Annotated in this window: 16 protein-coding genes, 4 tRNA genes, 3 rRNA genes, 1 pseudogene and 1 riboswitch; of the genes and pseudogenes, 12 read left to right on the plus strand and 12 right to left on the minus strand. The window is 57.8% G+C overall.

Annotated elements, in window-relative coordinates; all coding sequences use genetic code 11:
• Nucleotides 1–30 precede the first annotated feature (30 nt).
• Nucleotides 31–1,600 (plus strand): annotated as a pseudogene (gene tnpC / locus D3878_RS09135) (IS66 family transposase).
• A gap of 338 nt (nt 1,601–1,938) precedes the next feature.
• On the opposite strand, the gene rrf reads toward tnpC, so the two are convergent.
• From rrf to glyA, 8 genes are all read right to left on the minus strand, one after another.
• A 5S ribosomal RNA gene (gene rrf / locus D3878_RS09140) occupies nt 1,939–2,051 on the minus strand.
• Between the two features lie 164 nt (nt 2,052–2,215).
• A 23S ribosomal RNA gene (locus tag D3878_RS09145) occupies nt 2,216–5,091 on the minus strand.
• A gap of 299 nt (nt 5,092–5,390) precedes the next feature.
• Nucleotides 5,391–5,466, minus strand: a tRNA-Ala gene (locus D3878_RS09150).
• 7 nt (nt 5,467–5,473) lie between these two features.
• Nucleotides 5,474–5,550, minus strand: a tRNA-Ile gene (locus D3878_RS09155).
• A gap of 106 nt (nt 5,551–5,656) precedes the next feature.
• A 16S ribosomal RNA gene (locus D3878_RS09160) occupies nt 5,657–7,189 on the minus strand.
• Together the 16S, 23S and 5S rRNA genes with 2 tRNA genes alongside form the textbook arrangement of a ribosomal RNA operon.
• A gap of 166 nt (nt 7,190–7,355) precedes the next feature.
• Entirely contained in the window at nt 7,356–7,682 is a 327-nt protein-coding gene (locus D3878_RS23475; protein WP_147383914.1) for a hypothetical protein, read from the minus strand.
• 156 nt (nt 7,683–7,838) lie between these two features.
• Nucleotides 7,839–8,309: a transcriptional regulator NrdR gene (nrdR, locus tag D3878_RS09165; RefSeq protein WP_119785196.1), complete on the minus strand. Its 471-nt coding sequence runs from the start codon at nt 8,307–8,309 to the stop codon at nt 7,839–7,841.
• A 92-nt stretch (nt 8,310–8,401) separates the two neighbouring features.
• Nucleotides 8,402–9,649 (minus strand): serine hydroxymethyltransferase, encoded by a 1,248-nt coding sequence (glyA, locus tag D3878_RS09170; protein ID WP_119785197.1) that lies wholly within the window; start codon nt 9,647–9,649, stop codon nt 8,402–8,404.
• Between the two features lie 94 nt (nt 9,650–9,743).
• Nucleotides 9,744–9,849, minus strand: a riboswitch (ZMP/ZTP riboswitch).
• A gap of 196 nt (nt 9,850–10,045) precedes the next feature.
• Here glyA and D3878_RS09175 point away from each other — a divergent pair.
• From D3878_RS09175 to D3878_RS09220, 10 genes are all read left to right on the plus strand, one after another.
• Nucleotides 10,046–10,807 (plus strand): SDR family NAD(P)-dependent oxidoreductase, encoded by a 762-nt coding sequence (locus D3878_RS09175; RefSeq protein ID WP_119787794.1) that lies wholly within the window; start codon nt 10,046–10,048, stop codon nt 10,805–10,807.
• 33 nt (nt 10,808–10,840) lie between these two features.
• Nucleotides 10,841–11,266 (plus strand): tol-pal system-associated acyl-CoA thioesterase, encoded by a 426-nt coding sequence (ybgC, locus tag D3878_RS09180; protein ID WP_119785198.1) that lies wholly within the window; start codon nt 10,841–10,843, stop codon nt 11,264–11,266.
• Nucleotides 11,267–11,375: 109 nt separating this feature from the next.
• On the plus strand, nt 11,376–12,077 hold the full coding sequence (gene tolQ, locus D3878_RS09185) for a protein TolQ (RefSeq protein ID WP_119785199.1): 702 nt from the start codon (nt 11,376–11,378) through the stop codon (nt 12,075–12,077).
• Between the two features lie 12 nt (nt 12,078–12,089).
• On the plus strand, nt 12,090–12,545 hold the full coding sequence (locus tag D3878_RS09190) for an ExbD/TolR family protein (RefSeq protein ID WP_119785200.1): 456 nt from the start codon (nt 12,090–12,092) through the stop codon (nt 12,543–12,545).
• Nucleotides 12,546–12,553: 8 nt separating this feature from the next.
• Nucleotides 12,554–13,423 carry a cell envelope integrity protein TolA gene (gene tolA, locus D3878_RS09195; RefSeq protein WP_119785201.1) on the plus strand — a complete coding sequence of 290 codons (870 nt, stop codon included), beginning with the start codon at nt 12,554–12,556 and terminating at the stop codon, nt 13,421–13,423.
• 6 nt (nt 13,424–13,429) lie between these two features.
• On the plus strand, nt 13,430–14,713 hold the full coding sequence (gene tolB / locus D3878_RS09200; protein WP_119787795.1) for a Tol-Pal system beta propeller repeat protein TolB: 1,284 nt from the start codon (nt 13,430–13,432) through the stop codon (nt 14,711–14,713).
• A gap of 36 nt (nt 14,714–14,749) precedes the next feature.
• Complete coding sequence (gene pal / locus D3878_RS09205; protein WP_119785202.1) at nt 14,750–15,274, plus strand: peptidoglycan-associated lipoprotein Pal; 525 nt, start codon at nt 14,750–14,752, stop codon at nt 15,272–15,274.
• Nucleotides 15,274–16,032, plus strand: a complete 759-nt coding sequence (gene ybgF, locus D3878_RS09210; protein ID WP_119785203.1) for a tol-pal system protein YbgF — start codon at nt 15,274–15,276, stop codon at nt 16,030–16,032. Before pal ends, ybgF begins: the two co-directional genes overlap by 1 nt.
• A gap of 104 nt (nt 16,033–16,136) precedes the next feature.
• Nucleotides 16,137–16,212 (plus strand) — tRNA-Lys (locus D3878_RS09215).
• A 240-nt stretch (nt 16,213–16,452) separates the two neighbouring features.
• Nucleotides 16,453–16,528, plus strand: a tRNA-Lys gene (locus tag D3878_RS09220).
• 48 nt (nt 16,529–16,576) lie between these two features.
• Here D3878_RS09220 and D3878_RS09225 read toward each other — a convergent pair.
• Nucleotides 16,577–17,647 (minus strand): EAL and HDOD domain-containing protein, encoded by a 1,071-nt coding sequence (locus D3878_RS09225; RefSeq protein WP_233556287.1) that lies wholly within the window; start codon nt 17,645–17,647, stop codon nt 16,577–16,579.
• Between the two features lie 39 nt (nt 17,648–17,686).
• Here D3878_RS09225 and D3878_RS24705 point away from each other — a divergent pair, with 39 nt between their 5' ends.
• Nucleotides 17,687–17,866, plus strand: coding sequence for a hypothetical protein (locus D3878_RS24705; RefSeq protein ID WP_233556288.1), 180 nt, complete (start codon nt 17,687–17,689; stop codon nt 17,864–17,866).
• Between the two features lie 106 nt (nt 17,867–17,972).
• On the opposite strand, the gene D3878_RS09230 is transcribed toward D3878_RS24705, so the two are convergent.
• The 3 genes from D3878_RS09230 to D3878_RS09240 all read right to left on the minus strand — a co-directional run bounded on the left by D3878_RS09230 (nt 17,973) and on the right by D3878_RS09240 (nt 23,538).
• Nucleotides 17,973–19,184 (minus strand): L,D-transpeptidase family protein, encoded by a 1,212-nt coding sequence (locus D3878_RS09230; RefSeq protein ID WP_199688263.1) that lies wholly within the window; start codon nt 19,182–19,184, stop codon nt 17,973–17,975.
• 53 nt (nt 19,185–19,237) lie between these two features.
• Entirely contained in the window at nt 19,238–20,260 is a 1,023-nt protein-coding gene (locus D3878_RS09235; RefSeq protein WP_233556290.1) for a YybH family protein, read from the minus strand.
• A 203-nt stretch (nt 20,261–20,463) separates the two neighbouring features.
• Nucleotides 20,464–23,538, minus strand: a complete 3,075-nt coding sequence (locus D3878_RS09240; protein WP_119785207.1) for a coiled-coil domain-containing protein — start codon at nt 23,536–23,538, stop codon at nt 20,464–20,466.
• Nucleotides 23,539–23,648 lie beyond the last annotated feature (110 nt).

Here is a 23,648-nt window from a genome sequence, read left to right on the forward strand (position 1 = left end):
ACATTCCGGCAAGCGCGTAAACTGCCGCGCATGCCTGTCACCCCCGCCTCACTGCCGGACGATATTGATGCCCTGAAGGCTTTGCTATTGCGCCGCGACGACGAGCTCCAGCAATTGCGCCATACCGTGTCGACGCTGGAGCTGGCACTTTCCGTGCGCACGCTCGAAATCGAGCAGCTGCAACTGCAGATCGCCAAACTCAAGCGCATGCAGTTCGGCCGCAAGTCCGAGAAGATCGACAAGAAACTCGAGCAGCTGGAAACGCGTCTGGAAGATCTGCTTGCCGAGGAAGGCGCTGCCGAACAGAAGCAGCCGGAAACAGTAACGCCCCGGCAGAAGTCGGCACGCCAGCCATTGCCTGACCACCTGCCGCGCGAAGACCACATCATCGAGCCAGAGGTCCAAGCCTGCCCGGCATGTGGCGGCGACCTCAAGTCGCTCGGCGAAGACGTTTCCGAACAGCTGGAAATCATCGACGCCGCCTTCAAGGTGATTCGTCACGTACGCCGTAAAAAAGCCTGTGGCTGCTGCGACGTGATCGTCCAGGCGGCCGCACCGAGTCGGCCGATCCAGCGCAGTTTCGCCGGCCCCCGGTCTGCTGGCCAACATCGCCGTGGGGAAATTCGCCGATCATCAACCGCTGTATCGCCAATCGGTCATCCACGCCAGGAAAGGGGTGGATCTGGATCCCGCCACCACAGGGCGCTGGATGGGCGCATGCGGTGTGCTGATTACCCCTCTGGTGGAGGCACTGCGCCGCCATGTACTGGCCCCGGGCAAGATTCATGCGGACGAGACGCCGATGCCGGTACTGTCTCCCGGCAATGGTCAGACGAAGACGGGCCGACTCTGGGTGTACGTCAGGGATGATCGCAATGCCGGCTCGTCCGCTCCAGCGGCCGTGTGGTTTGCCTATTCGCCGAACCGCCAGGGCCAGCATCCGCAGTCGCACCTGGCCGGATTTGCCGGCGTGGTTCAGGCTGACGCATTTCCAGGCTTCAACGCGATCTATGCGGATGGCCAGGTAAAGGAAGCGGCATGCTGGGCACATGCCCGTCGCAAGCTCCATGACCTGCACGTGCGCAAGGCTACGCCCACCTCTACCGAAGCGCTGCGACGGATTGGCGAGCTGTATGCCATCGAAGCGCAAATCCGTGGGCAACCACCGGACGAGCGGCAACGGATTCGGCAACAGCAGGCCAGGCCCCTGCTGGACGATCTTGAAATCTGGCTGCGACAGCGGCTGTTGACACTATCGACCCAATCGGACACGACCAAGGCCATCAACTACGCGCTCAACCAGTGGCAGGCGCTGGTCTATTATTGCGACGATGGCATGGCAGAGATCGACAATAATATCGCGGAGAATGCCTTGCGCGGCGTCTGTCTTGGCAGGAAGAATTTCCTGTTCCTGGGGGCTGACAGCGGTGGCGAGCGTGCTGCCGCCATGTACTCGCTCATCGGCTCAGCCCGCCTCAACGGCATCGATCCGGAAGCGTACCTGCGCCATGTGTTTACCCACATCGCAGACTATCCGATCAATCGCGTGGCAGATCTCCTGCCATGGAACGTCGCAGAGCGCCTGAAAAAATCAGCCTGAGTCCCGCATCACCATCAGCACCGAAAGTCAATGACGGTGCTGATGAGGTGCTTACTAATATACTTCCTGCCTGAGCCGCTCAACCCGCACAGCGTCACGTTCCGACTTAATCCGGAAACGTTTTAATTGAGATGTGCGTAACAGCGTGGAAACCATGTGTTAGCTGATTCGAATGGCCCCTGCGGCAGAGCAAGGCAGCCTGAGGCAAGAAGTCGCCCCGATGGGGCCGCGGTGCAGAAGGGGGTGGATCGCCCCTTGAATGTGCAGGCAAATAAATCGTCCGCGCAAAGCGAAACGCCCCGGCTTCTTTCGAAGTCGGGGCGTTTCTGGGGTAAATAGCCTGACGATGACCTACTTTCACACTGGTTGCAGCACTATCATCGGCGCGAAGTCGTTTCACGGTCCTGTTCGGGATGGGAAGGGGTGGTACCAACTTGCTATGGTCATCAGGCATAACTTGTAGTGTCATTTGTGGTGCCCGTTGAGCTGGGCATCGCAAACAACGCAATCCGGGAAGAAGCAATAGTTTAGGGTGCTATATATATTGGCGGTTGTGATTGCCAGAATCGATCATGGCATTCACAGCATACTCGTCATCCATAACATCAAGGTTATAGGGACAAGCCGCACGGGCAATTAGTACTGGTTAGCTTAATGCATTACTGCACTTCCACACCCAGCCTATCAACGTCCTGGTCTCGAACGACCCTTTAGGGGAATCAAGTTCCCGGGAAGTCTCATCTTGAGGCAAGTTTCCCGCTTAGATGCTTTCAGCGGTTATCTCTTCCGAACTTAGCTACCCGGCAATGCCACTGGCGTGACAACCGGTACACCAGAGGTTCGTCCACTCCGGTCCTCTCGTACTAGGAGCAGCCCCCCTCAAACTTCCAACGCCCACGGCAGATAGGGACCAAACTGTCTCACGACGTTTTAAACCCAGCTCACGTACCACTTTAAATGGCGAACAGCCATACCCTTGGGACCGGCTACAGCCCCAGGATGTGATGAGCCGACATCGAGGTGCCAAACTCCCCCGTCGATATGAACTCTTGGGAGGAATCAGCCTGTTATCCCCAGAGTACCTTTTATCCGTTGAGCGATGGCCCTTCCATACAGAACCACCGGATCACTATGTCCTACTTTCGTACCTGCTCGACTTGTCAGTCTCGCAGTTAAGCACGCTTATGCCATTGCACTATTAGCACGATGTCCGACCGTACCTAGCGTACCTTCGAACTCCTCCGTTACACTTTGGGAGGAGACCGCCCCAGTCAAACTGCCTACCATGCACTGTCCCCGACCCGGATAACGGGCCAAGGTTAGAACCTCAAACAAACCAGGGTGGTATTTCAAGGTTGGCTCCACGAGAACTGGCGTCCCCGCTTCAAAGCCTCCCACCTATCCTACACAGATTGGTTCAAAGTCCAATGCAAAGCTACAGTAAAGGTTCATGGGGTCTTTCCGTCTAGCCGCGGGTAGATTGCATCATCACAAACATTTCAACTTCGCTGAGTCTCGGGAGGAGACAGTGTGGCCATCGTTACGCCATTCGTGCAGGTCGGAACTTACCCGACAAGGAATTTCGCTACCTTAGGACCGTTATAGTTACGGCCGCCGTTTACTGGGACTTCAATCAAGAGCTTGCACCCCATCATTTAATCTTCCAGCACCGGGCAGGCGTCACACCCTATACGTCCACTTTCGTGTTTGCAGAGTGCTGTGTTTTTATTAAACAGTCGCAGCCACCATTTTATTGCAACCCTTTCACCCTCCTGGCGCAGGCCAGTCAAGCTACTAGGGCGTACCTTATCCCGAAGTTACGGTACCAATTTGCCGAGTTCCTTCTCCCGAGTTCTCTCAAGCGCCTTAGAATACTCATCTCGCCCACCTGTGTCGGTTTGCGGTACGGTCATCATGTGACTGAAGCTTAGAGGCTTTTCTTGGAACCACTTCCGATTGCTTCGCGGCACAAGGCCACTCGTCGCACACCCTTGAATTACGCCCCCGGATTTGCCTAAGGGCCTTCTCTGATGCACAAACCGACTATTCCAACAGTCGGACAACCTTCCGCGATCCGTCCCCCCATCGCATCACACGACGGTGCAGGAATATTAACCTGCTTCCCATCAGCTACGCATCTCTGCCTCGCCTTAGGGGCCGACTCACCCTGCTCCGATGAACGTTGAACAGGAAACCTTGGGCTTACGGCGTGGGAGCTTTTCACTCCCATTATCGCTACTCATGTCAGCATTCGCACTTCTGATACCTCCAGCATCCTTTACAAGACACCTTCGCAGGCTTACAGAACGCTCTCCTACCATATGTCCTAAGACATATCCGCAGCTTCGGTGACTGGCTTAGCCCCGTTACATCTTCCGCGCAGGACGACTCGATCAGTGAGCTATTACGCTTTCTTTAAAGGGTGGCTGCTTCTAAGCCAACCTCCTGACTGTTTTAGCCTTCCCACTTCGTTTTCCACTTAGCCAATCTTTGGGACCTTAGCTGGCGGTCTGGGTTGTTTCCCTCTTGACGCCGGACGTTAGCACCCGACGTCTGTCTCCCTTGCTCGCACTCATCGGTATTCGGAGTTTGCAATGGTTTGGTAAGTCGCGATGACCCCCTAGCCATAACAGTGCTCTACCCCCGATGGTGATACAAGAGGCACTACCTAAATAGTTTTCGGAGAGAACCAGCTATTTCCAAGTTTGTTTAGCCTTTCACCCCTACCCACAGCTCATCCCCTAATTTTTCAACATTAGTGGGTTCGGACCTCCAGTACCTGTTACGGCACCTTCATCCTGGCCATGAGTAGATCACTTGGTTTCGGGTCTACACCCAGCGACTGTCGCCCTGTTCGGACTCGATTTCTCTGCGCCTCCCCTATTCGGTTAAGCTCGCCACTGAATGTAAGTCGCTGACCCATTATACAAAAGGTACGCAGTCACCCCTTGCGAGGCTCCTACTGTTTGTATGCACACGGTTTCAGGATCTATTTCACTCCCCTTCCGGGGTTCTTTTCGCCTTTCCCTCACGGTACTGGTTCACTATCGGTCGATTACGAGTATTTAGCCTTGGAGGATGGTCCCCCCATGTTCAGACAGGATTTCACGTGTCCCGCCCTACTTGTCGCAAACTTAGTTCCACAACGCTGATTTCGTGTAAGGGGCTATCACCCTCTATGGCTGCACTTTCCAGAGCATTCCACTATCAACAATGCTAAATCTTGCAGGCTCTTCCCATTTCGCTCGCCACTACTTTGGGAATCTCGGTTGATTTCTTTTCCTGTAGCTACTTAGATGTTTCAGTTCGCCACGTTCGCCTCACACACCTATGTATTCAGTGAGTGATGACCCAAAGGGCCGGGTTTCCCCATTCGGAAATCTGCGGATCAAAGCTCGTTTGCTAGCTCCCCGCAGCTTATCGCAAGCTACTACGTCCTTCATCGCCTGTAATCGCCAAGGCATCCACCATGTGCACTTAGTCACTTGTCCCTATAACGTTGATCTCTCGGTTTGTTCCCATTCCAAGAGACGTCATAGAGTTATTCTGAGTTTGTTGCGTTTGCCGTAATCCAGCCATTCTCGCTTGCGCGGGAACGCTTTCATACTTCGATGATTGATACAATCACAACCCACCAGTCTTTCCAATGCATTCCTGCATCAGGCCAACTGATAAATTTCTTTACTATTACTTCTTCCAGATTGTTAAAGAACAAAACAGCCAATGGTCTTCTAAAAACCAAACCAGAGTCTCGTCATACTGACTGACTGTGGTTTGACCTTTGTGAAACTGGTGGAGGTTGACGGGATCGAACCGACGACCCCCTGCTTGCAAAGCAGGTGCTCTCCCAGCTGAGCTAAACCCCCGTATTCCTGGTGGGTCTGGTTGGGCTCGAACCAACGACCCCCGCGTTATCAACACGGTGCTCTAACCAGCTGAGCTACAGACCCGCTTGATCAGACCTCAATTGCCCCGTGGTGCTGCGGGCACTGTTTTCTGTTCTCTTCAACTAACAGACCGATAAGTGTGAGCGCTCAACTTGCATGCATACTCTAGAAAGGAGGTGATCCAGCCGCACCTTCCGATACGGCTACCTTGTTACGACTTCACCCCAGTCACGAATCCTACCGTGGTAAGCGCCCTCCTTGCGGTTAAGCTACCTACTTCTGGTAAAACCCGCTCCCATGGTGTGACGGGCGGTGTGTACAAGACCCGGGAACGTATTCACCGCGACATGCTGATCCGCGATTACTAGCGATTCCAACTTCATGGAGTCGAGTTGCAGACTCCAATCCGGACTACGATACACTTTCTGGGATTAGCTCCCCCTCGCGGGTTGGCGGCCCTCTGTATGTACCATTGTATGACGTGTGAAGCCCTACCCATAAGGGCCATGAGGACTTGACGTCATCCCCACCTTCCTCCGGTTTGTCACCGGCAGTCTCATTAGAGTGCCCTTTCGTAGCAACTAATGACAAGGGTTGCGCTCGTTGCGGGACTTAACCCAACATCTCACGACACGAGCTGACGACAGCCATGCAGCACCTGTGTTACGGCTCTCTTTCGAGCACCCCCGCCTCTCAGCAGGGTTCCGTACATGTCAAGGGTAGGTAAGGTTTTTCGCGTTGCATCGAATTAATCCACATCATCCACCGCTTGTGCGGGTCCCCGTCAATTCCTTTGAGTTTTAATCTTGCGACCGTACTCCCCAGGCGGTCAACTTCACGCGTTAGCTGCGTTACCAAGTCAATTAAGACCCGACAACTAGTTGACATCGTTTAGGGCGTGGACTACCAGGGTATCTAATCCTGTTTGCTCCCCACGCTTTCGTGCATGAGCGTCAGTGTTATCCCAGGGGGCTGCCTTCGCCATCGGTGTTCCTCCACATATCTACGCATTTCACTGCTACACGTGGAATTCTACCCCCCTCTGACACACTCTAGCCGTGCAGTCTCCATCGCAATTCCCAGGTTGAGCCCGGGGATTTCACGACAGACTTACACAACCGCCTGCGCACGCTTTACGCCCAGTAATTCCGATTAACGCTTGCACCCTACGTATTACCGCGGCTGCTGGCACGTAGTTAGCCGGTGCTTATTCTTCAGGTACCGTCATTAGTCCCGGGTATTATCCAGAACCGTTTCTTCCCTGACAAAAGAGCTTTACAACCCGAAGGCCTTCTTCACTCACGCGGCATTGCTGGATCAGGGTTGCCCCCATTGTCCAAAATTCCCCACTGCTGCCTCCCGTAGGAGTCTGGGCCGTGTCTCAGTCCCAGTGTGGCTGGTCGTCCTCTCAGACCAGCTACTGATCGATGCCTTGGTAGGCTTTTACCCTACCAACTAGCTAATCAGATATCGGCCGCTCCAGGAGCATGAGGTTCTTGCGAATCCCCCACTTTCATCCGTAGATCGTATGCGGTATTAGCGCAACTTTCGCTGCGTTATCCCCCACTCCAGGGCACGTTCCGATATATTACTCACCCGTTCGCCACTCGCCGCCAGACCGAAGTCCGCGCTGCCGTTCGACTTGCATGTGTAAGGCATGCCGCCAGCGTTCAATCTGAGCCAGGATCAAACTCTTCAGTTTAATCTCTGTTTTGTGTCCTTGCGGACAGGTTCCGAAGAACCGTCGCTCACTCAAAATACTGACAGGATCAATCCTTGCGGACTGACCTATTTTCTTCTGTGCGAGCACTTGATATTTTAAGCTTGACGCTGGCTACCCAGCGCTGCACTCCATCAAGCGCCCACACTTATCGGCTGTTAATTTTTAAAGAACTTTCTTTTCTGCTTTGCCAGGTGACCGGCAGGCTGCGAAGCGTTTTGTTCGTCAGCAGCAGAGAGGCAAGATTATGATGCGTTTCAAAGTTTTCGTCAACCGCGTTTTTGAAGAATTTTTCAACCCTCTCCAACGCCGCCTCTCCTTCACCCCACCCGGACTTGCCGGACGGAACACCAGACAATCCACCGGCACAGACACGCAGGCCTGAAAAACAAGGAACCGGGCCAAAGCGCCGGATCAATGCAACCGAGGGGATTTGCTGCCAGGGAGGACGTACTGCTTTGACCAACTTCCGCAATCAAACTTCTCTTCCTTCGCCGCTTCAACACTCTTGCGAGTCGTCGGTGGCAACGAAGAAGCAGGATTATGGGGCTTGCAACGGAAACCGTCCACTTCTTTCGGCGACTTTTTTCGTGAAATTTCCCCGGCCAGATTATTGACTTGCCCGGCAAGCTTATTTGCCTGCCGGCTTGCGCTCCTGACCAACCTCGGCGATCGCATCCTGGAATTCGGTTACATCCTCAAAACTCTTGTAAACCGAGGCAAAGCGGATATAGGCAATCTTGTCCATGCGCTTCAGCTCGTGCATCACCAGTTCGCCGATGCGGCCAGACATGACTTCGCGCTCGCCACTGGAGCGCAGCTTTTCTTCGATCCTGTGTATGGCGGCATCAATCGCTTCGGCAGAAACCGGCCGCTTGCGCAGCGCCAGCATGAAACTGGCGCGCAATTTGGTTGGGTCAAATTCGGTGCGACTGCCATTTTTCTTGACGATCACAGGCATCGCCAGCTCGATACGCTCGTAAGTGGTAAAGCGCTTGTCGCAGTGCACGCAGCGACGGCGGCGGCGAATTGAATCACCCTCTTCCGATACCCGCGTATCAAGGACTTGCGTATCTTCGTGCTGACAAAAGGGACATTTCATTGCGAGATTCTTGTTCTAATCATTACACCTCGAGAAACCGGCTTCGATAGCGCCTTCGCCCCAAACGGGTTACGAAGGCGCTTTGACGCAGATTACTTCGCGTAGACCGGGAAGGCGTCAGTCAGTTTCTTGACTTCGGCCTTGACTCGTTCAATGGTCGCGGCATCCTGCGGGTTATCCAGCACATCGGCGATCAAGTGACCAACCTTGGTCGCTTCAGCTTCCGTGAAACCGCGCGTGGTCATGGCCGGGCTACCAAGGCGAATGCCAGACGTCACGAATGGCTTCTGCGGGTCATTCGGGATGCCGTTCTTGTTGCAGGTGATGTGCGCCGCACCCAGAATAGCTTCAGCTTCCTTGCCGGTCAGCCCCTTTGCACGCAGATCGACCAGCATCACGTGGGACTCGGTGCGGCCGGAGACGATACGCAAGCCACGCTCGATCAGCGCCTTGGCGAGTGCATCGGCGTTCTTCACGACTTGCTGCTGGTAAGCCTTGAATTCCGGCGTCAGCGCTTCCTGGAATGCCACCGCCTTGCCGGCAATGACGTGCATCAGCGGGCCGCCCTGGATGCCGGGGAAAATTGCCGAGTTGATGGCTTTTTCGAATTCTGCCTTCATCAGGATCACGCCACCGCGCGGACCGCGCAGGGATTTGTGCGTGGTCGAAGTAACAAAGTCGGCGTACGGCACCGGATTCGGATAGACACCGGCGGCGATCAGGCCGGCGTAGTGCGCCATATCGACCATGAAGTAGGCACCAACTTCCTTGGCGATTTTCGAGAAACGTTCGAAATCGATGCGCAGCGCATAAGCAGATGCGCCGGCGATGATCAGCTTGGGCTTGTGCTCGCGCGCCAGGCGTTCCATGGCTTCGTAATCAATTTCTTCCTTGTCGTTCAGGCCGTATGAAACGACATTGAACCATTTGCCGGACATGTTCAGCGCCATGCCATGGGTCAGGTGGCCGCCTTCGGCCAGCGACATGCCCATGATGGTGTCGCCAGGTTTTAGCATGGCGAAGAATACGCCCTGGTTGGCTTGCGAGCCGGAATTGGGCTGCACGTTGGCGGCTTCAGCGCCGAACAATTGTTTCAGGCGATTGATCGCCAGGGTTTCGACAACATCGACATACTCGCAGCCACCATAGTAGCGCTTGCCGGGATAGCCTTCGGCGTATTTATTGGTCAACTGCGAACCCTGGGCTTCCATCACCGCGGGCGATGTATAGTTCTCCGAAGCGATCAGTTCGATATGGTCTTGCTGGCGGGTGTTTTCCTGCTGGATGGCGGACCAAAGTTCCGGGTCGACCTTGGCAAGGGTGTGGTCTTTTGCGAACATGAGAAATTACTCCAATTGATGAATTCAAAATGCCTGGGCTCAATCGAATGAGGGCCAACAGGAAATGACAGGCAGCCTCAATCGTGCTTTCCATTTGGGCTGCCCAGGCGAACGGCGGAAGAAATCTCACGTTCCCCGGTGGATATCCACCTTGTCACCGGAATGCGTATTCCGGTTTTTCGCCAGTCACGTGAGACGAAATGGTCGTAAATTGTATGATAAGCCCTTGATTTGAGCAAGAATTCTGCGGTTCAGCCGCTGCCGCACCGCCGTCGCCACATGGTGAATTGCGGTATGAATGTTAGGCCAGCAGGGGCAAACGGATGTCGTTGACGGGCTCGGGCAAGCGCCGCAGCATAATTTTGCCTATAATCAACAGTTATTCAAGAGGATATGATGATTGTCTTCATTACAGGTGCCACGTCCGGTTTTGGCGAGGAAATGGCACGCAAGTTTGTACAGCATGGCCACAAGGTGATTGCCACCGGCCGCCGCCGCGACCGGCTCGATGCCCTGGCCGCGGAATTGGGAACGGCGGTTCTGCCGATTGCCATGGATGTCACCAGCAAGGCCTCGATCGTCGAGACGCTGGCTGCCCTGCCTGACGAATGGCGCCCGATCGATGTCCTGATCAACAATGCCGGCCTGGCACTGGGCGTTGAGTCGGCGCATCAAGCCGCGCTGGACGAGTGGGAAACCATGATCGAGACGAACTGCAAGGGTCTCGTCACCATGACGCGCCTGCTGCTGCCAGAGATGGTGGCGCGCAGAAGTGGCACCATCATCAATATCGGTTCGATCGCCGGCACCTACCCTTACCCGGGTGGCAATGTGTATGGCGCAACCAAAGCTTTTGTCGATCAGTTCACCCGGAATTTGCGCGCGGATCTGGCCGGCACCGGCGTACGTGCGACCAATATTGCGCCCGGTCTGGCGGGCGGCACTGAGTTTTCCAATGTGCGCTTCCGCGGCGATGACACGGCGGCGGCGAAAGTGTATGAAGGCACCGCGCCGCTCACTGCAGCCGATGTGGCCGAAGCTGCGTTCTGGGTTGCCAGCCTGCCGGCACATGTGAATATCAATCATATCGAGATGATGCCGACATGCCAGGGCTTTTCTCCTTTCGCCATCAAGCGCGACTTGCTGGCTTCACAATGACCGCCACAACCCACGCCTGCGCACTGAGAAAGCATGAACTCCGACGAAGCATTTAGCTGGCCCATCCGTGTGTATTACGAAGACACGGATGCGGGCGGGATTGTTTTTTATGCAAACTACCTGAAGTTCTTCGAGCGTGCACGTACCGAATGGCTGCGGGCACTTGGCTACAGTCAGCATGTGCTGGCGGATAATCTTGGCTTGCTTTTCGTCGTAAAAAAGGCTTCGATCGAGTATCATGCGCCTGCGAAACTTGATGACGAACTGAAACTGGTTGTCGTAGTCGAACGCGTGGGGGGTGCCTCCCTGCAAATCCGACAAGAAGCCTGGCGCCTCCAGGCGGAACACGCGACCTTGCTGGCAGAGGGATTGGTGACCATCGTTTGTGTCGGCAAGGCGAATTTACGTCCTTGCGCCATTCCTGATTCCATGCGTCTGAAACTGAACAATGCCGAATAAAGCCTCGTTACTGCAACCCGCTATCGCCCTGCCAGTTCCATCACACCGGTATTGCCGTTTTACGCATACCGACTGAACCTTTCCATTATTCGTCACAGCGCTCCTTCCTATGACAGTTGCACAAGACCTCTCGTTTGTTTCCCTGATTACCAATGCATCACTGCTGGTCCAGCTGGTCATGCTGCTGCTGGCCGCCGTCTCGCTGATGAGCTGGACTTATATTTTCCGCAAGTTGTTTGCCATCCGCAGCGCCAAGACGCAAACCGAAGAATTCGAGCGCAATTTCTGGGCGGGAGGCAATCTTAATACCCTATATGAAGACGCAGTCTCGAATCGTCGACGCAACACCGGCCAGACCGGCGCGCTGGAACGCATTTTCGAGGCAGGCATGAGCGAATTCAACAAGGCCAAGGCAAGCATTGCCGGCAAGGGCACAGTCGACGCCAACACCCTGGTCGATGGCGCGCGGCGCGCCATGCGGGCGGCTTACCAGCGCGAAATGGATGCGCTGGAATCGCATCTGGCATTCCTGGCTTCGGTCGGTTCGGTGTCGCCTTATGTTGGCTTGTTCGGCACCGTCTGGGGCATCATGAATTCCTTCCGCGGTCTGGCGAACGTACAACAGGCCACCCTGGCAGCGGTCGCGCCGGGCATTGCCGAAGCACTGATCGCCACCGCCATCGGCCTGTTCGCGGCGATTCCGGCGGTGGTAGCGTACAACCGCTATTCGCACGACATCGACCGGATGGCGATCCGCTTCGAAAGCTTCGTCGAGGAATTCTCGAATATCCTGCAACGGCAGGTCCGTTAAGGAGAAAGATCGATGGCTTCCTCGTTTTCCGGATCGTTGCGCGGCGGCCGTAGCCGCAAGTTCAAGTCTGAAATCAATGTGGTGCCTTACATTGATGTGATGCTGGTCTTGCTGGTGATTTTCATGGCCACCGCGCCCATGACCGATCCGAGCGTGATCAATCTGCCGACTGCCGGCAAGTCGGCCCAGCCGCCCTCGGAATACATCCAGGTATCCATGAAACAGGATGGGTCGGCCTCCGTGAAAATCGGCGGCAGCGGCGCAAGCGGCGCTGGAGGTACTGCCCAGAGCGTGACAACGGCCAGCCGCACTGAACTGGTCGCCACCCTGCGCGACCTGCATGCGGCACACCCCGACATGCCGGTGATGATCGCTGCCGACAAGGAAATCAAGTACGAGGAAGTGATCCAGGCGTTGTCAGAAGCGAAAAAGATCGGCATTACCCGGGTCGGGCTGGCGACCAGATAAACGGCATCATGGCTGACACGACTCCATATTCCGTTCCGCAAGAACCAGGCCGCTGGCGCGCCATCGCGCTGGCGGTGGTGGTGCATGCGGCGCTGTTCATTTTCCTGTGGATCGGTATCCGCTGGCAAAGCGAAACGCCGGTGGCGCTGGAAGCCGAGGTCTGGGATATGGAGACGAAAGACGCCGCCCCGCAGCAGGCTTTGCCGCCGCCAGTGCCGTCCAAGGCGGAACCCGAGCCGGAGCCCAGGCCGGAACCTGAACCCGTCAGCAAGCCCGAACCGAAACACGCGGTAAAAGCCCCCGTGGAAAAACCCGATATCGCGCTCGAGCAAGAGCGCAAGAAAAAAGAAAAGGCGCAACGCGAAGAGGAAGAACGGATCGAGCGCCTGGCCAGGCTGAAGGAAGAAAAGGAACAGGCAGAGAAGGACAAGAAGAAGGAACTGGCGAAAAAAGAAAAGGCAGATGCCGAGAGAAAGCGGCAGGATGCCCAAGAAGCAAAACTGCTGGCCCAAATGCGCCAGGACGCGCAGAAAAACCTCGCTGGCCCCGCCGGCAGTGGCGGCAGCGGCACAGCGGTCAAATCGCAAGGCATGCGCGGCGATGCCGGCTATGCTGGCAAGGTTGCGGCAAAAATCAAGTCGAATACGGCGTTTTCCGTTCCGCCCGGGCTGGAAGGCAACCCTTCGGTGGAATATGATGTGCAGCTATTCCCGGACGGCTCCTTGCGGGGCGCGCCACGCAAGGTGAAATCCTCGGGCATTCCGGCATTCGACGATGCAGTGCGGCGGGCGATCGAATTGTCGGCGCCCTTCCCTGCCGACAAATCCGGTGCTGTACCGTCCGACTTTCCAGTGATCCATCGACCGAAAGAGCAGTAAGCCATGATGAAAAAACATCTCTTCCGCTTTGATTTTTTTCGCACTCTCGCCCTTCTGGGGCTGTTTGCGGCAGCGACCGCACACGCCCAGTTGCGCGTCGAAATTTCCGGTGTCGGCGCCAACCAGATCCCGATTGCGATTGCCGCTTTTGCCGACGAAGGCGTCGCGCCGCAACAGGTCAGCGCCATCATCAAGGCCGATCTTGCCCGGAGCGGCTACTTCAAGATCATCGACACTGGCGTAGCGATATCGGAAACCACACCGGTCAAGTTCGGCGACTGGAAATCGCGTGGCGCCAACGCGCTAGTGGTGGGCAGCGTGCAGCGCTTGGCTGACGGGCGCTTCGATGTGCGCTACAAGCTGCTCGACACGCTCGCAGCGTCCCAGCTGTCAGGCCTGGCGATGGCGGTACAACCGCAATTCACGCGGCTGGCAGCGCACAAGATCGCCGATGACATCTACGAAAAGTTGCTGGGTGTACGCGGCGCTTTCGCCACGCGTGTTGCCTATGTAACCAGGGCCGGCAACGAATACCGACTGGAAGTCGCGGATGCCGATGGCGAGAGCGTGCATGTTGCGTTGCGCTCCAACGAGCCGATCATCTCGCCGGCCTGGTCGCCGGATGGCACCAAAGTCGCCTATGTCTCCTTCGAAAAGAAGAAGCCGGTGGTGTACGTACAAGACCTGGTCAGTCGTGAGCGCACCGTCGTGGCCAACTTCAAGGGCAGCAACTCGGCGCCGTCCTGGTCGCCAGACGGCAGACGGCTTGCCATCGCCCTGGCGCGCGAGGGCCTGACCCAGGTGTATGTAGTCAATGCTGACGGCAGCGGCTTGCGCCGTCTTACCAGCACCAATGGCATCGATACCGAACCGCAGTTCTCGGCCGATGGCCAGAGCATCTATTTCACCAGCGACCGCAGCGGCGGGCCGCAAATCTACCGCATGCCGGCAGACGGCGGCGAGGCGCGGCGCGTGACCTTCCAGGGTAGCTACAACATCAGTCCGCGCATTGCCCCCGACGGCAAGACGCTGGCCTATATTTCACGCCGCGAAGGCCGCTTCCAGCTGTATGCGCAGGATCTTGGCAATGGCCAGGAACTGCGCCTGTCCGACACCTCGCGCGACGAATCGCCAAGCTTTTCGCCGAACGGCAAGTACATCATGTATGCGACCGAAACCGGTCGCCGCGGTTCGCTGGAGGTGGTGTCGGTCGATGGCCGCACCAAGTACCGTTTGAGCACCCAGGCAGGCGATATCCGTGAGCCCAGCTGGGGCCCGTTCATGAAATAAATCCACCCAACCAACTCTCAACTCAAGGAGCTTTTTATGCAAAAACTTTCCGCATCCGCTTTTATTCTGTGTAGCGCATTGGCACTTTCCGCTTGTTCGAGCACCAGCCTGAACGACAAGGCGCCGATCGAAGACCGCGCTGCCACGCCGGCCCAGGGCACCGATGGCAGCCGCACCGTCGCCACCGTCGACACCCAGTCAACCGATCCGCTGAAAGATGCCAAGGGCGCATTGGCACAGCGCAGCTTTTACTTCGATTTGGACAGCTACGTGCTGAAGGCCGAAGCGCAGCCGGTAGTCGAGGCACATGCCAAGTACCTGAGCGCCAACAAGGGGCGCAAGGTCGTCATCCAGGGCAATACCGACGAGCGCGGCGGCCGCGAATACAACCTGGCGCTGGGTCAGAAGCGCGCCGAAGCAGTGCGCAAGTCGTTGTCCCTGTTGGGCGTAGCCGACGCGCAAATGGAAGCCGTTTCGTTTGGCAAGGAAAAGCCGAAGGCACAAGGCAGCGATGAAGCTTCCTGGTCTGAAAACCGCCGCGCCGATCTGGCCTACCAATAATGAAAAGGCTAGTCTCCCCTGCTCTTGCTGCGGCCTGCCTGGCCGCAGCTTCCCTGGCGCCGCTGCCGGCCCACGCGCTGTTCGGCGACGACGAGGCGCGCAAGGCCATTGTGGACTTGCGCGGCAAGTTCGAGGCGTTCCAGAAGGAGAACGCTGCACAAATGGACGGCAAGGCGAACCAGAAAAGCGTGCTCGACCTGGCCAACCAGAATGAACAGTTGCGTCAGGAAGTGGCAAGGCTGCGCGGCCAGCTTGAAGTGCTGAGCAATGAACTGGCCAATGCCCAGCAGCGCCAGAAGGATTTTTACGTCGATCTCGACAACCGTCTGCGCAAGCTGGAACCGCAGCGCGTGACGTTCGATGGCAAGGAAATCAGTGTCGATCCTGCCGAGCAAAAATCCTATGACGCTGCACTGGCATCGTTCAATGGGGGAGACTACAAAGCGGCATCGGTGGCATTGGCCGACTTCGTGCGGCGCTTTCCGCAATCTGGGTATGCGGCCAATGCACAGTATTTGCTGGGCAATAGCTTCTATGCGCTGCGCGATTACCGCAATGCCATGGTAGCGCAACAGGCGGTCGTCAAGAATTTTCCCGACCACGCGAAAGCGCCTGATGCACTGCTGAATATTGCCACCTGCCAGCTGGAACTGAAGGATCGCGCCGCCACCAAAAAAACGCTGGAAAGCCTGGTGGCGAAGTATCCGGAGGCGCCCGCCGCAAAAACCGCCAAGGAACGTTTGGCAATCCTGAAATAAGAAGTGGGGGGTCTGCCTGTCGCTTCTGATTTTTGCATTTTTTGGCGCGCAGCAACGATCAGCATTGACAGGCCGCCCACTTATTATTATAATTTTCCTTCTTTGGGTCGTTAGCTCAGCTGGTAGAGCAGCGGACTTTTAATCCGTTGGTCGCAGGTTCGAATCCCGCACGGCCTACCAAGAATATGAAGGGCTTGCAGAAATGCAAGCCCTTTTCATTTCTGGATTCGTTCAGCTTTCCTATTTCTCCTGTCATTCATACGCATCATGGTGATGGAAAATAGCCAGTATTCGAATTCATAGTAATTCATATCGCTCGCCTGTGGCGCCTTGAATTTTTTCCGAAGTTATCCGAATTCACGCATGCGAGCAGCGCGTTTCTTCCTGGAATTATAAAAATACAGTATAATCTTCGGCTTCGGGTTGTTAGCTCAGTTGGTAGAGCAGCGGACTCTTAATCCGTAGGTCGAGTGTTCGAGCCACTCACAACCCACCAGTAATTTAAAGGGATTGCATGACGAAAAGCATGCAGTCCCTTTTTCTTTTACTGATGCATGGCGCGCGCAACGTTATTGCTCCACTCATAGGCTTCCGCCTGCAGCAAGAACAAGTCACCGCTATCCAGATGGAACTTGCCTAGCATCGGCAACAATGCAAGGGCATCTCTACGCTCGATCGCCTCGATCAATGCCAGCAAATCCCCGTAATAACCCTGGTGCACCAGCAGCGCATCGCTGACCTCCTCGACCACAGCGATTTGCTTGAGGATCTCCACCATGGGCAGACCGAACAGCGCATCCATCAGCGACATGATGCCGACCGTGAATGCGGCATCGGCAATGCCGCGATTGCCGGGACGGTGACGTTGCGCGATCAATTCCAGCAATTTTCCACGCGCCGTCGCCAGCATCAGCAAAGGCTTGACGCTGGGGGCATTCTCCTCGGCCTGGGCATACAGCATTACCTGCAGCCAGCTTGCCAGCTGCTTGCGCCCCAAGACCATCAGCGCCTGCCGCAGCGAATCGATACGGTGTGTGCCGACGGCAGCGGTATTCACCAGCCGCAGCAAGTTCAGGCCAAGAGAAACGTCGCGCTTGATGCGTTCCTCGATCTCGACACTGTCGGCATCGCTGGTAATCAGCGCAATGATATCGATGATCGCCAGTTGCGACGGCGCCAGTTGCCGGTTCGGGACAATTGTCGGCCGAGCGAAGTGAAAACCCTGGAAGTAGTCAAATCCCAGTGCCAGGCAGGCATCGAACTGCGCCAGTGTGTCGACATTGTCGATGAGCAGTTTCTTGTTGGCGAAATGGGACTGGGAAGTCAGCTGCACAAGTTCCTCGCGCGTCCGCTTGTGCAAGTCGAATCTGATGACTTCTGCCAGCGGTATCAGTTTTTGCAGGCTTTCGGCATCTGCCATTGCCTCATCCACCCCAAACACGAAACCCTGCGCGGCAAGCTCGCCAAGCCTTTGCAGCACCGCCTCGGTCGCCGTGACCGTGCCGGCCAGGCAGAAAACGAATTTGGTGCGCGGGATATGCTGAAATACCTCGCTCATGAGGACTTGCTCATCGATATTGACGAAACCACGCAATTCGCCAATCACCTTCAGCATATCCATTTCCGCGAAATGGCTTATAACGGCAGCGGTTAGATGATCACTGCCTGCAGCCTCGGCCTGGCTGTCGACGGGATAAAACACAAGCTCAAAGGCCAGGGCCTCCTGGCGACGGTCCAGGACAGGCTGGCGCGCCATGAAAAAACCAGGGACACAGAGCTTGCTGCCAGCGCTATTGAGAATGACCTGGATTGCCATAATGCCCTGACCGATTGAGGGAAGCTGCTTAAAGAATAGTCCTGAATTTGCCGAAAGGAAAGCAAAATAAAACGGCTGCCTGGGGCAGCCGTCGATCTTTCCGAATGGAGCGCCGGCAGGGCCGCTAGAGGTTATTTTCCGAGATGATTTTCCAATGACCGCTTTCCTTCTCCCAATACTGGCGCTTGCGCACGGAATTGCGGGTTTTACCGATGGCCGATTCCTGGGTAAAGGTAGCAACGATCAGATCATCGCGCCCGGGATACAGAAAGTAGGTCGCATCCTTGATTTGCATTGAGATATTTTTCACGCCCTTGAGGATTTTTTGATACTTGCCACTCAGGGTCTGCAGGCTTTCGCCCCGTTCCGACTTGTACTGACGGGAATAATTGGACATCACCCGCGCCGCATCACGGCTTTCCACATCGCGGCGCCATTCGGCGACCAGACGGTTGGCGAGATTGCGCTCGCTTTCCCACTTGGGCCGGCTGACGAATTCCACGCGATCGGCAATCACGACCGGTGTCTTGCCGGCTTCGACGGATTGATAGAGTTGATTCAAGTCGGCATTGGTCAATACCACGCAACCGTCGGAAGAGAGCGGCGGCCGGCTGTAACTGTCGCTGGGTACCCCGTGCAGCCAGATGCCGGACCCGCTACGGCCGTTCAGCTTGTCCCACTCGTTCGGGTAATTGATCGGCAAGGCACCAGTGCCATAGAAATCGGGCAGCTTGGCGCCCGGCACCCGTTGCGTGATGTAGTACACACCGATGGGAGTGCGCTGGTCGCCTTCCTTGAGCTTGTTGATGCCGAGTTTGCCCTGGCTGATGTAATAGTCCGTGTTGAATTTCAAGCGACCGCGCTGGTTGTCATAGACATACAGGCGCGAACGCCTGGCGTCGACCACCAGCACCTGCTTCTGGTCATCGCGCAATTGCAGGACCGGCCGCGGCAACAAGTTGTTGTCGGGCTTTTCCTTCAGCCACTTCAGGCGTGCCCTTGCCTCGTCGCGCAAACTCTTGAGCTTGTCCTCGGGCGCATTCGGTGCGGCGCCCAGGGTGGAAATCGGCCTGGTGTGCAATTGCAGCAGGTCACCGCGAATCAACTGGCCAAGACGGAAGGTCGGATAGGCTTCAACCAGGGCGTCGGCCTTGGCCTGCGCCTGGCGCAGGCGATTGGCGCCCAGGTCCTTGTACACCTCGAGCAGCAGTGCCTCCGGGTCTGGCTTTGCCTTGCCGGCAGAGGCAACTTGCGCCGGCCTGGCCTGGGCCAATGCAGGGGCACTCGCCAGCCAATGGCCGGCGGTAAACAGAAAAGCACAGGATAGGGCCAGCATACGCGCCGGGGTGGCGGCCATTCGTGCCGCCGGTTTCACGCTAAAACACGACATCAGCTACCCGCGCGCTCCTGCCGGATCTGCCACTTGCTACCCTGCTTGGTGAAGATCAGGGTCTTGCGGCTGTTGGCCGTCAACTTGTCCGATACATACACCTGGCGGAATTTGGCGGTGGCAGTAGTGCCATTGACCGTAACCTGGGGCGATTCGACCTTGACGCTGATTTCTTCCTTGCCGACGATGCGCGCACGCCGTCCATCGGCCCAGGCAGCGCGCGATTGGCCGCCAGGTGCCTGAAAGTCATTGCTGTAATAGGAAAGATAAGCCTTGACGTCCTGGTTGCTCCACGCCTTGGCCCAGGCGTTGATCACCTTGAGCACGTCGTCGCGCTCATCGTCACGCGCCGGCTCGGCTTTTGCAGCTGGTTCAGGCTTCGTTGCCGGCTTGGCAAGCGGTTTGTCGACCGCAGCGATCTTCGGTTCCGGGGCTGCAAGCACCGGCTTTGCTGGCACGGGCGCTGCAACAGCGACTTGGGTACTGACTGGCACTGGCGCCGGCTTGACATTGCCAACCGCCAGCGTGCGCAGCAAGGTCAGCTTGGACTTGGCGGCGGTATTGCCGGAGTCCAGCTGCAAGGCCTTGTCATATGCCTGGCTGGCCAGCCTGGCGTGGATATCACCCAGGTTTTCGTACGCGGTGGCATACGCGGGATTGGTGCGGATCGCCATATCCAGGGCCGCGCGCGCCTTGTCATATTGTCCGCCAGAGGCGTACAGCACGGCCAGGTTGTTGTAAGGCTCAGGCAAATCGGGGAAATCTTCGGTAAGCCTGGTGAAAATGGCAATCGCTTCTGCCGACTTGTTTTGTTCCGTGAGGATCACGCCTTTCAGGAAGCGCATCTGGGCGTCCTTGGGACGCTGCGCGAGAAACGCATTCGCCTTGCCCAGCGCTTCGGCAAACTGCCCCCCGCGCATCAGCTTGCCGACATCTGCCGCGTCATCGGCAAAAGCCGGCGCCGCCATCAATGCAGCCACCAGGCCGCCAACCAGCAAGGTCTTGTTGTACATGTTTCGCATGCTTGAATCGATTGGAGCAGTGGGCAGGAAAGACGGTTTTCTCATTGATCTTGTTTTATAGTATAAATGCCGGGGTTTTGGCATTGTATACCGAGTCGCCCGCTTTTTTTCCCATGACAAAGATTCGACTTTAAAATAAAGCCGGAAGATGTTGCACCAAACTGCAGGTACAGCATCTTCCGGCGATGGGATGATCGTGCGGATTATTCCTCGCTCTGCCCGCTCGGCGCCTGCGAACCGAGCTGGTAAGACAGGTTCAGTTTCGTTGTCATTGCGGCAGCCGGCACGGGCGCGGCAAAGGTCACGGCCGTGTTCGCCGATACCGGCATTGCAGCCGGGCTGGCCGCCTGGTGGCTGGCAGCGGGCAAGCGCCAGGCAAGCGCGCCCGCCAGGGCTGCCACCAGCACCGCGCCCAGCAATACCGTTACCACCTTTCTGTGCCCGCTGGCGACCGGCTTGGCGGCGACCGTCAACGGCGCCTCGGCCAGCAGGGTTTCAGCCCGGAAGTGCCAGTCATCGGTTTCATCGCGTTGTTGCGATAGCTTTTCCAGCAATTCACTGACCAGCACATGCGCCTGTGCCTTTTCCTGCTCGAGCCTGGCTTGCAGCAAGGCAGACCGGGCCTGCGCTTCAGCCTGCTGGCGAGCATCTTCCAGGGCCTTGCGCTCGGTTTCCAGGCGCGATTCTTCGGCAAGCCTGGCTGTCGTCTCCGCCGCCTGCCGCTGCTGCGCCAGTGCTGCTTGCGCCTGTTCCGCAAGGGCGCGGGCCTCGGCTTGCTCCCGGGCTGCCTGCTCGGCCTGTAATTTTTCCTGAATGGCCAGCGCCGCCTGCTGTTCCGCTGCGGCGCGCGCGCGTTCGATGCGCGTCAATTCAGCGGCTTGACGCGCCTGCTGCAGCGCAGCCCGGGCGGCATGACGCTCGTGATCGGCCTTTTCCTTTGCTTGGGCAGCCAGATGTTTGGCGGCGATTGCCTGCGCCTCATAAGCCTGCTGCACTTCCCGCTCGGCCTCTTCCCTTGCGCGCAGGGCGGCATTTTTCGCTTCGAGCGCCAGCCGCGCCTGCTGCCCGGCCTGTTCGCTGCTGCGCGTCAAGGCCGCATGTTCCTGGTCAGCCAGGGCACGCGCTTCGGCTTCCTCCATGGCGGCTTGCTCTGCCTGCACTTTTCCCTGCAAGGCCTGCAGCGCGCGTTGCTCGGCAGCGGCACGCTCGCGCTCGATGCGCGCAAGCTCTGTGGCTTCACGCGCCTGCTGCAATGTCGCCTGAGCGGCCTTGCGCTCCTGCTGGAGCTTTTCCTTCGTTTGCGCGGTGATATGGCGGGCGGCGGTGGCTTGCGCTTCGCAAGCCTGGCGCACTTCACGTTCAACCTCTTCCCTGCCGCGCAAGGCTTCAGCCTGCTCAGCCTGCGACTGCGCGCGTGCTTCGGTTTCAGCAAGCGCAGCCTGTTCGGCTGCCAGGCACTGCTGTTCCACCTGTAACAACTGCGCGGTTTTTTCGGCACGCGCCATCTCGGCGCTCAACCTTTGTTGCAGAGCATTCTGCGCTTCCTGCTCCTGCCTGGCGCACTGGCGCTCGACACTTGCCAGCGCTACCGCCTGCTTGGCCTTTTGCATCGCGGCCTGCGCTGCGATCTGCTGCATTTCAGCCTGTTCCTGCGCCTTGGCAAGCGCAATGCGCGCCGCCGCCGTCTGCGATTCCTCGGCAATTCTGGCGAGCTGCTCGACTTGTTCGCGCTGGCGCAGCAGCGCCAGCTTTTCCTGTTCGGCCTGCATGCGGGCCTGCGACGCGGCGGTCGCCACCTGTTCAAGCGCGCTTTTTTCCCGCAAGACTTCGACTGCGCGCTGTTCGGCCGCCACGCGTTCCTGTTCGAGACGCGCCAGTTCCGCCGCCTGCTGCGCTTTTTCCTGCGCTGCCAGTGCTGCGGCACGCTGCAACTCAGCCTGCTCGACGGCCAGCAGGGTCGCTTCCTGTTCTACCGCCACCCGTGTGGCGGCATGGTGCATGGCCGCGCGTTCCAGTTCGGCGCGCTCGGCAGCCAGTTGCGCAGCGCGCGATTCCTCGGCGGTCGTAGCGTGCGCAGCGGCTGTAGCCTGCGACTCAAGTTCTGCGCGCTGGCGCGCTGCGGCGATGGCTTGCTGTTCGGCGGCCAGCCGATCGCGCGCCTGGACATCGGCGTAATGCTCGGCTTCGACCCGTTCGATGGCAAATGCCTGCAATTCACGCTCGGCCTGGATGCGCGCTTCGGTGGCGTGGCGGATGCGTTCTTCGGCGTCACGGCGCGCCTGTGCGGTCACCACGCGCATCGCCTCGGCCTGCTCGCGACGCACGGCGGCGTCGCGCAAGTCGAGGTCAGCCTGCAGCCGCAGGTGCAAGGATTCCAGGACCCGGCTTTCCGCCTCGATGCGCGCCTGGGCTACGGCTTCCTGCTCCTGTTCGGTAGCGGCGCGTGCCCGCGCCTGCTCAACAGCAAGCACTTCGGCGGGAACGCGATTCAATGTGGATTCCAGCGCCAATACGTCGGCGCGCTGGAGTTCCTGCGCCCGCTCGAGTATTTCGCTACGGGCCGCCACCAGCATTTCAGCGGTCTGGCACGCCTCCTTTTCCTGGCGTTCACGCTCGCGCGCCAGTTCAGCCATGCGCGTTTCGGTGCGCGCGCGCGCCGCGGCAGCAGCCTGGGCGGCATTGGCGGCGGCGACCCGTTCCGCCACCTGGCGCCGCGCGTGTTCGGTTTCCTGTTCCAGCCTTTGTGCAGCTGCGGCAGCTACCGCACCCAGCTCTGCTTCTGCTGCAGCCTGTTCGGCGGCGCGTTTACGGGCTTCCTGCTCGGCGCGAACCCGCGCTTCAGTCTGTTGCCTGGCTTGATCGTCGGCTTCGGCGCGGGCGCGCAGTTCGGCGAGTTCCTGGTGGCCGGCGGCGATTTTCGCTTCACTGGCCATGCGCGCCTGCCGCTCTGCTTCCAGGCGGGAGCGGCTAAGGGCAATCGCTTCTTCAGCAGCCTTGGTGCGCTGATACGCTTCGGCGCTGGCGGCGGCATCGGCGATCGCACGGTCTTCGGCCAGGGCGCGGGCGCGGGCTTCGGCATACGCGCGGTTTTCGGCCGCAACCGTGGCTTTCGCCTCCGCTTCGACCCGGGCAATCGCTTCACGAATGGTTTGCAGCGCAATCCCACCCTGCGGGCCGGTGGATTCCAAAGCGGCCGCTTGCGATGATGCCGGCTGCTCATCTTCCGCGTATGCCACGCGCAGATTGGGATGCTTGCGCATTGCCTGATTCGTATCCATCGATTACTCCCGCTTGTTGTGGGTATCCGGCGCGGCGTTAATCTGGGAAAGACGCCGGAATTTCATATTAAGCATTATCAAACGAATACTGGCGAACCAGGCACGGAATA

The sequence above is a fragment of the Noviherbaspirillum sedimenti genome (genome assembly GCF_003590835.1).
Taxonomy (GTDB): Bacteria; Pseudomonadota; Gammaproteobacteria; order Burkholderiales; family Burkholderiaceae_D; genus Paucimonas; species Paucimonas sedimenti.

Coding starts and splice junctions, on each gene's coding strand:
- nrdR (WP_119785196.1), bottom strand. CDS start 8,309: ATGAAATGTCCCTTTTGTCAGCACGAAGATACGCAAGTCCTTGATACG.
- glyA (WP_119785197.1), bottom strand. CDS start 9,649: ATGTTCGCAAAAGACCACACCCTTGCCAAGGTCGACCCGGAACTTTGG.
- D3878_RS09175 (WP_119787794.1), top strand. CDS start 10,046: ATGATTGTCTTCATTACAGGTGCCACGTCCGGTTTTGGCGAGGAAATG.
- ybgC (WP_119785198.1), top strand. CDS start 10,841: ATGAACTCCGACGAAGCATTTAGCTGGCCCATCCGTGTGTATTACGAA.
- tolQ (WP_119785199.1), top strand. CDS start 11,376: ATGACAGTTGCACAAGACCTCTCGTTTGTTTCCCTGATTACCAATGCA.
- D3878_RS09190 (WP_119785200.1), top strand. CDS start 12,090: ATGGCTTCCTCGTTTTCCGGATCGTTGCGCGGCGGCCGTAGCCGCAAG.
- tolA (WP_119785201.1), top strand. CDS start 12,554: ATGGCTGACACGACTCCATATTCCGTTCCGCAAGAACCAGGCCGCTGG.
- tolB (WP_119787795.1), top strand. CDS start 13,430: ATGAAAAAACATCTCTTCCGCTTTGATTTTTTTCGCACTCTCGCCCTT.
- pal (WP_119785202.1), top strand. CDS start 14,750: ATGCAAAAACTTTCCGCATCCGCTTTTATTCTGTGTAGCGCATTGGCA.
- ybgF (WP_119785203.1), top strand. CDS start 15,274: ATGAAAAGGCTAGTCTCCCCTGCTCTTGCTGCGGCCTGCCTGGCCGCA.
- D3878_RS09225 (WP_233556287.1), bottom strand. CDS start 17,647: ATGCTGAAGGTGATTGGCGAATTGCGTGGTTTCGTCAATATCGATGAG.
- D3878_RS24705 (WP_233556288.1), top strand. CDS start 17,687: ATGATCACTGCCTGCAGCCTCGGCCTGGCTGTCGACGGGATAAAACAC.
- D3878_RS09230 (WP_199688263.1), bottom strand. CDS start 19,184: ATGCTGGCCCTATCCTGTGCTTTTCTGTTTACCGCCGGCCATTGGCTG.
- D3878_RS09235 (WP_233556290.1), bottom strand. CDS start 20,260: ATGCGAAACATGTACAACAAGACCTTGCTGGTTGGCGGCCTGGTGGCT.
- D3878_RS09240 (WP_119785207.1), bottom strand. CDS start 23,538: ATGGATACGAATCAGGCAATGCGCAAGCATCCCAATCTGCGCGTGGCA.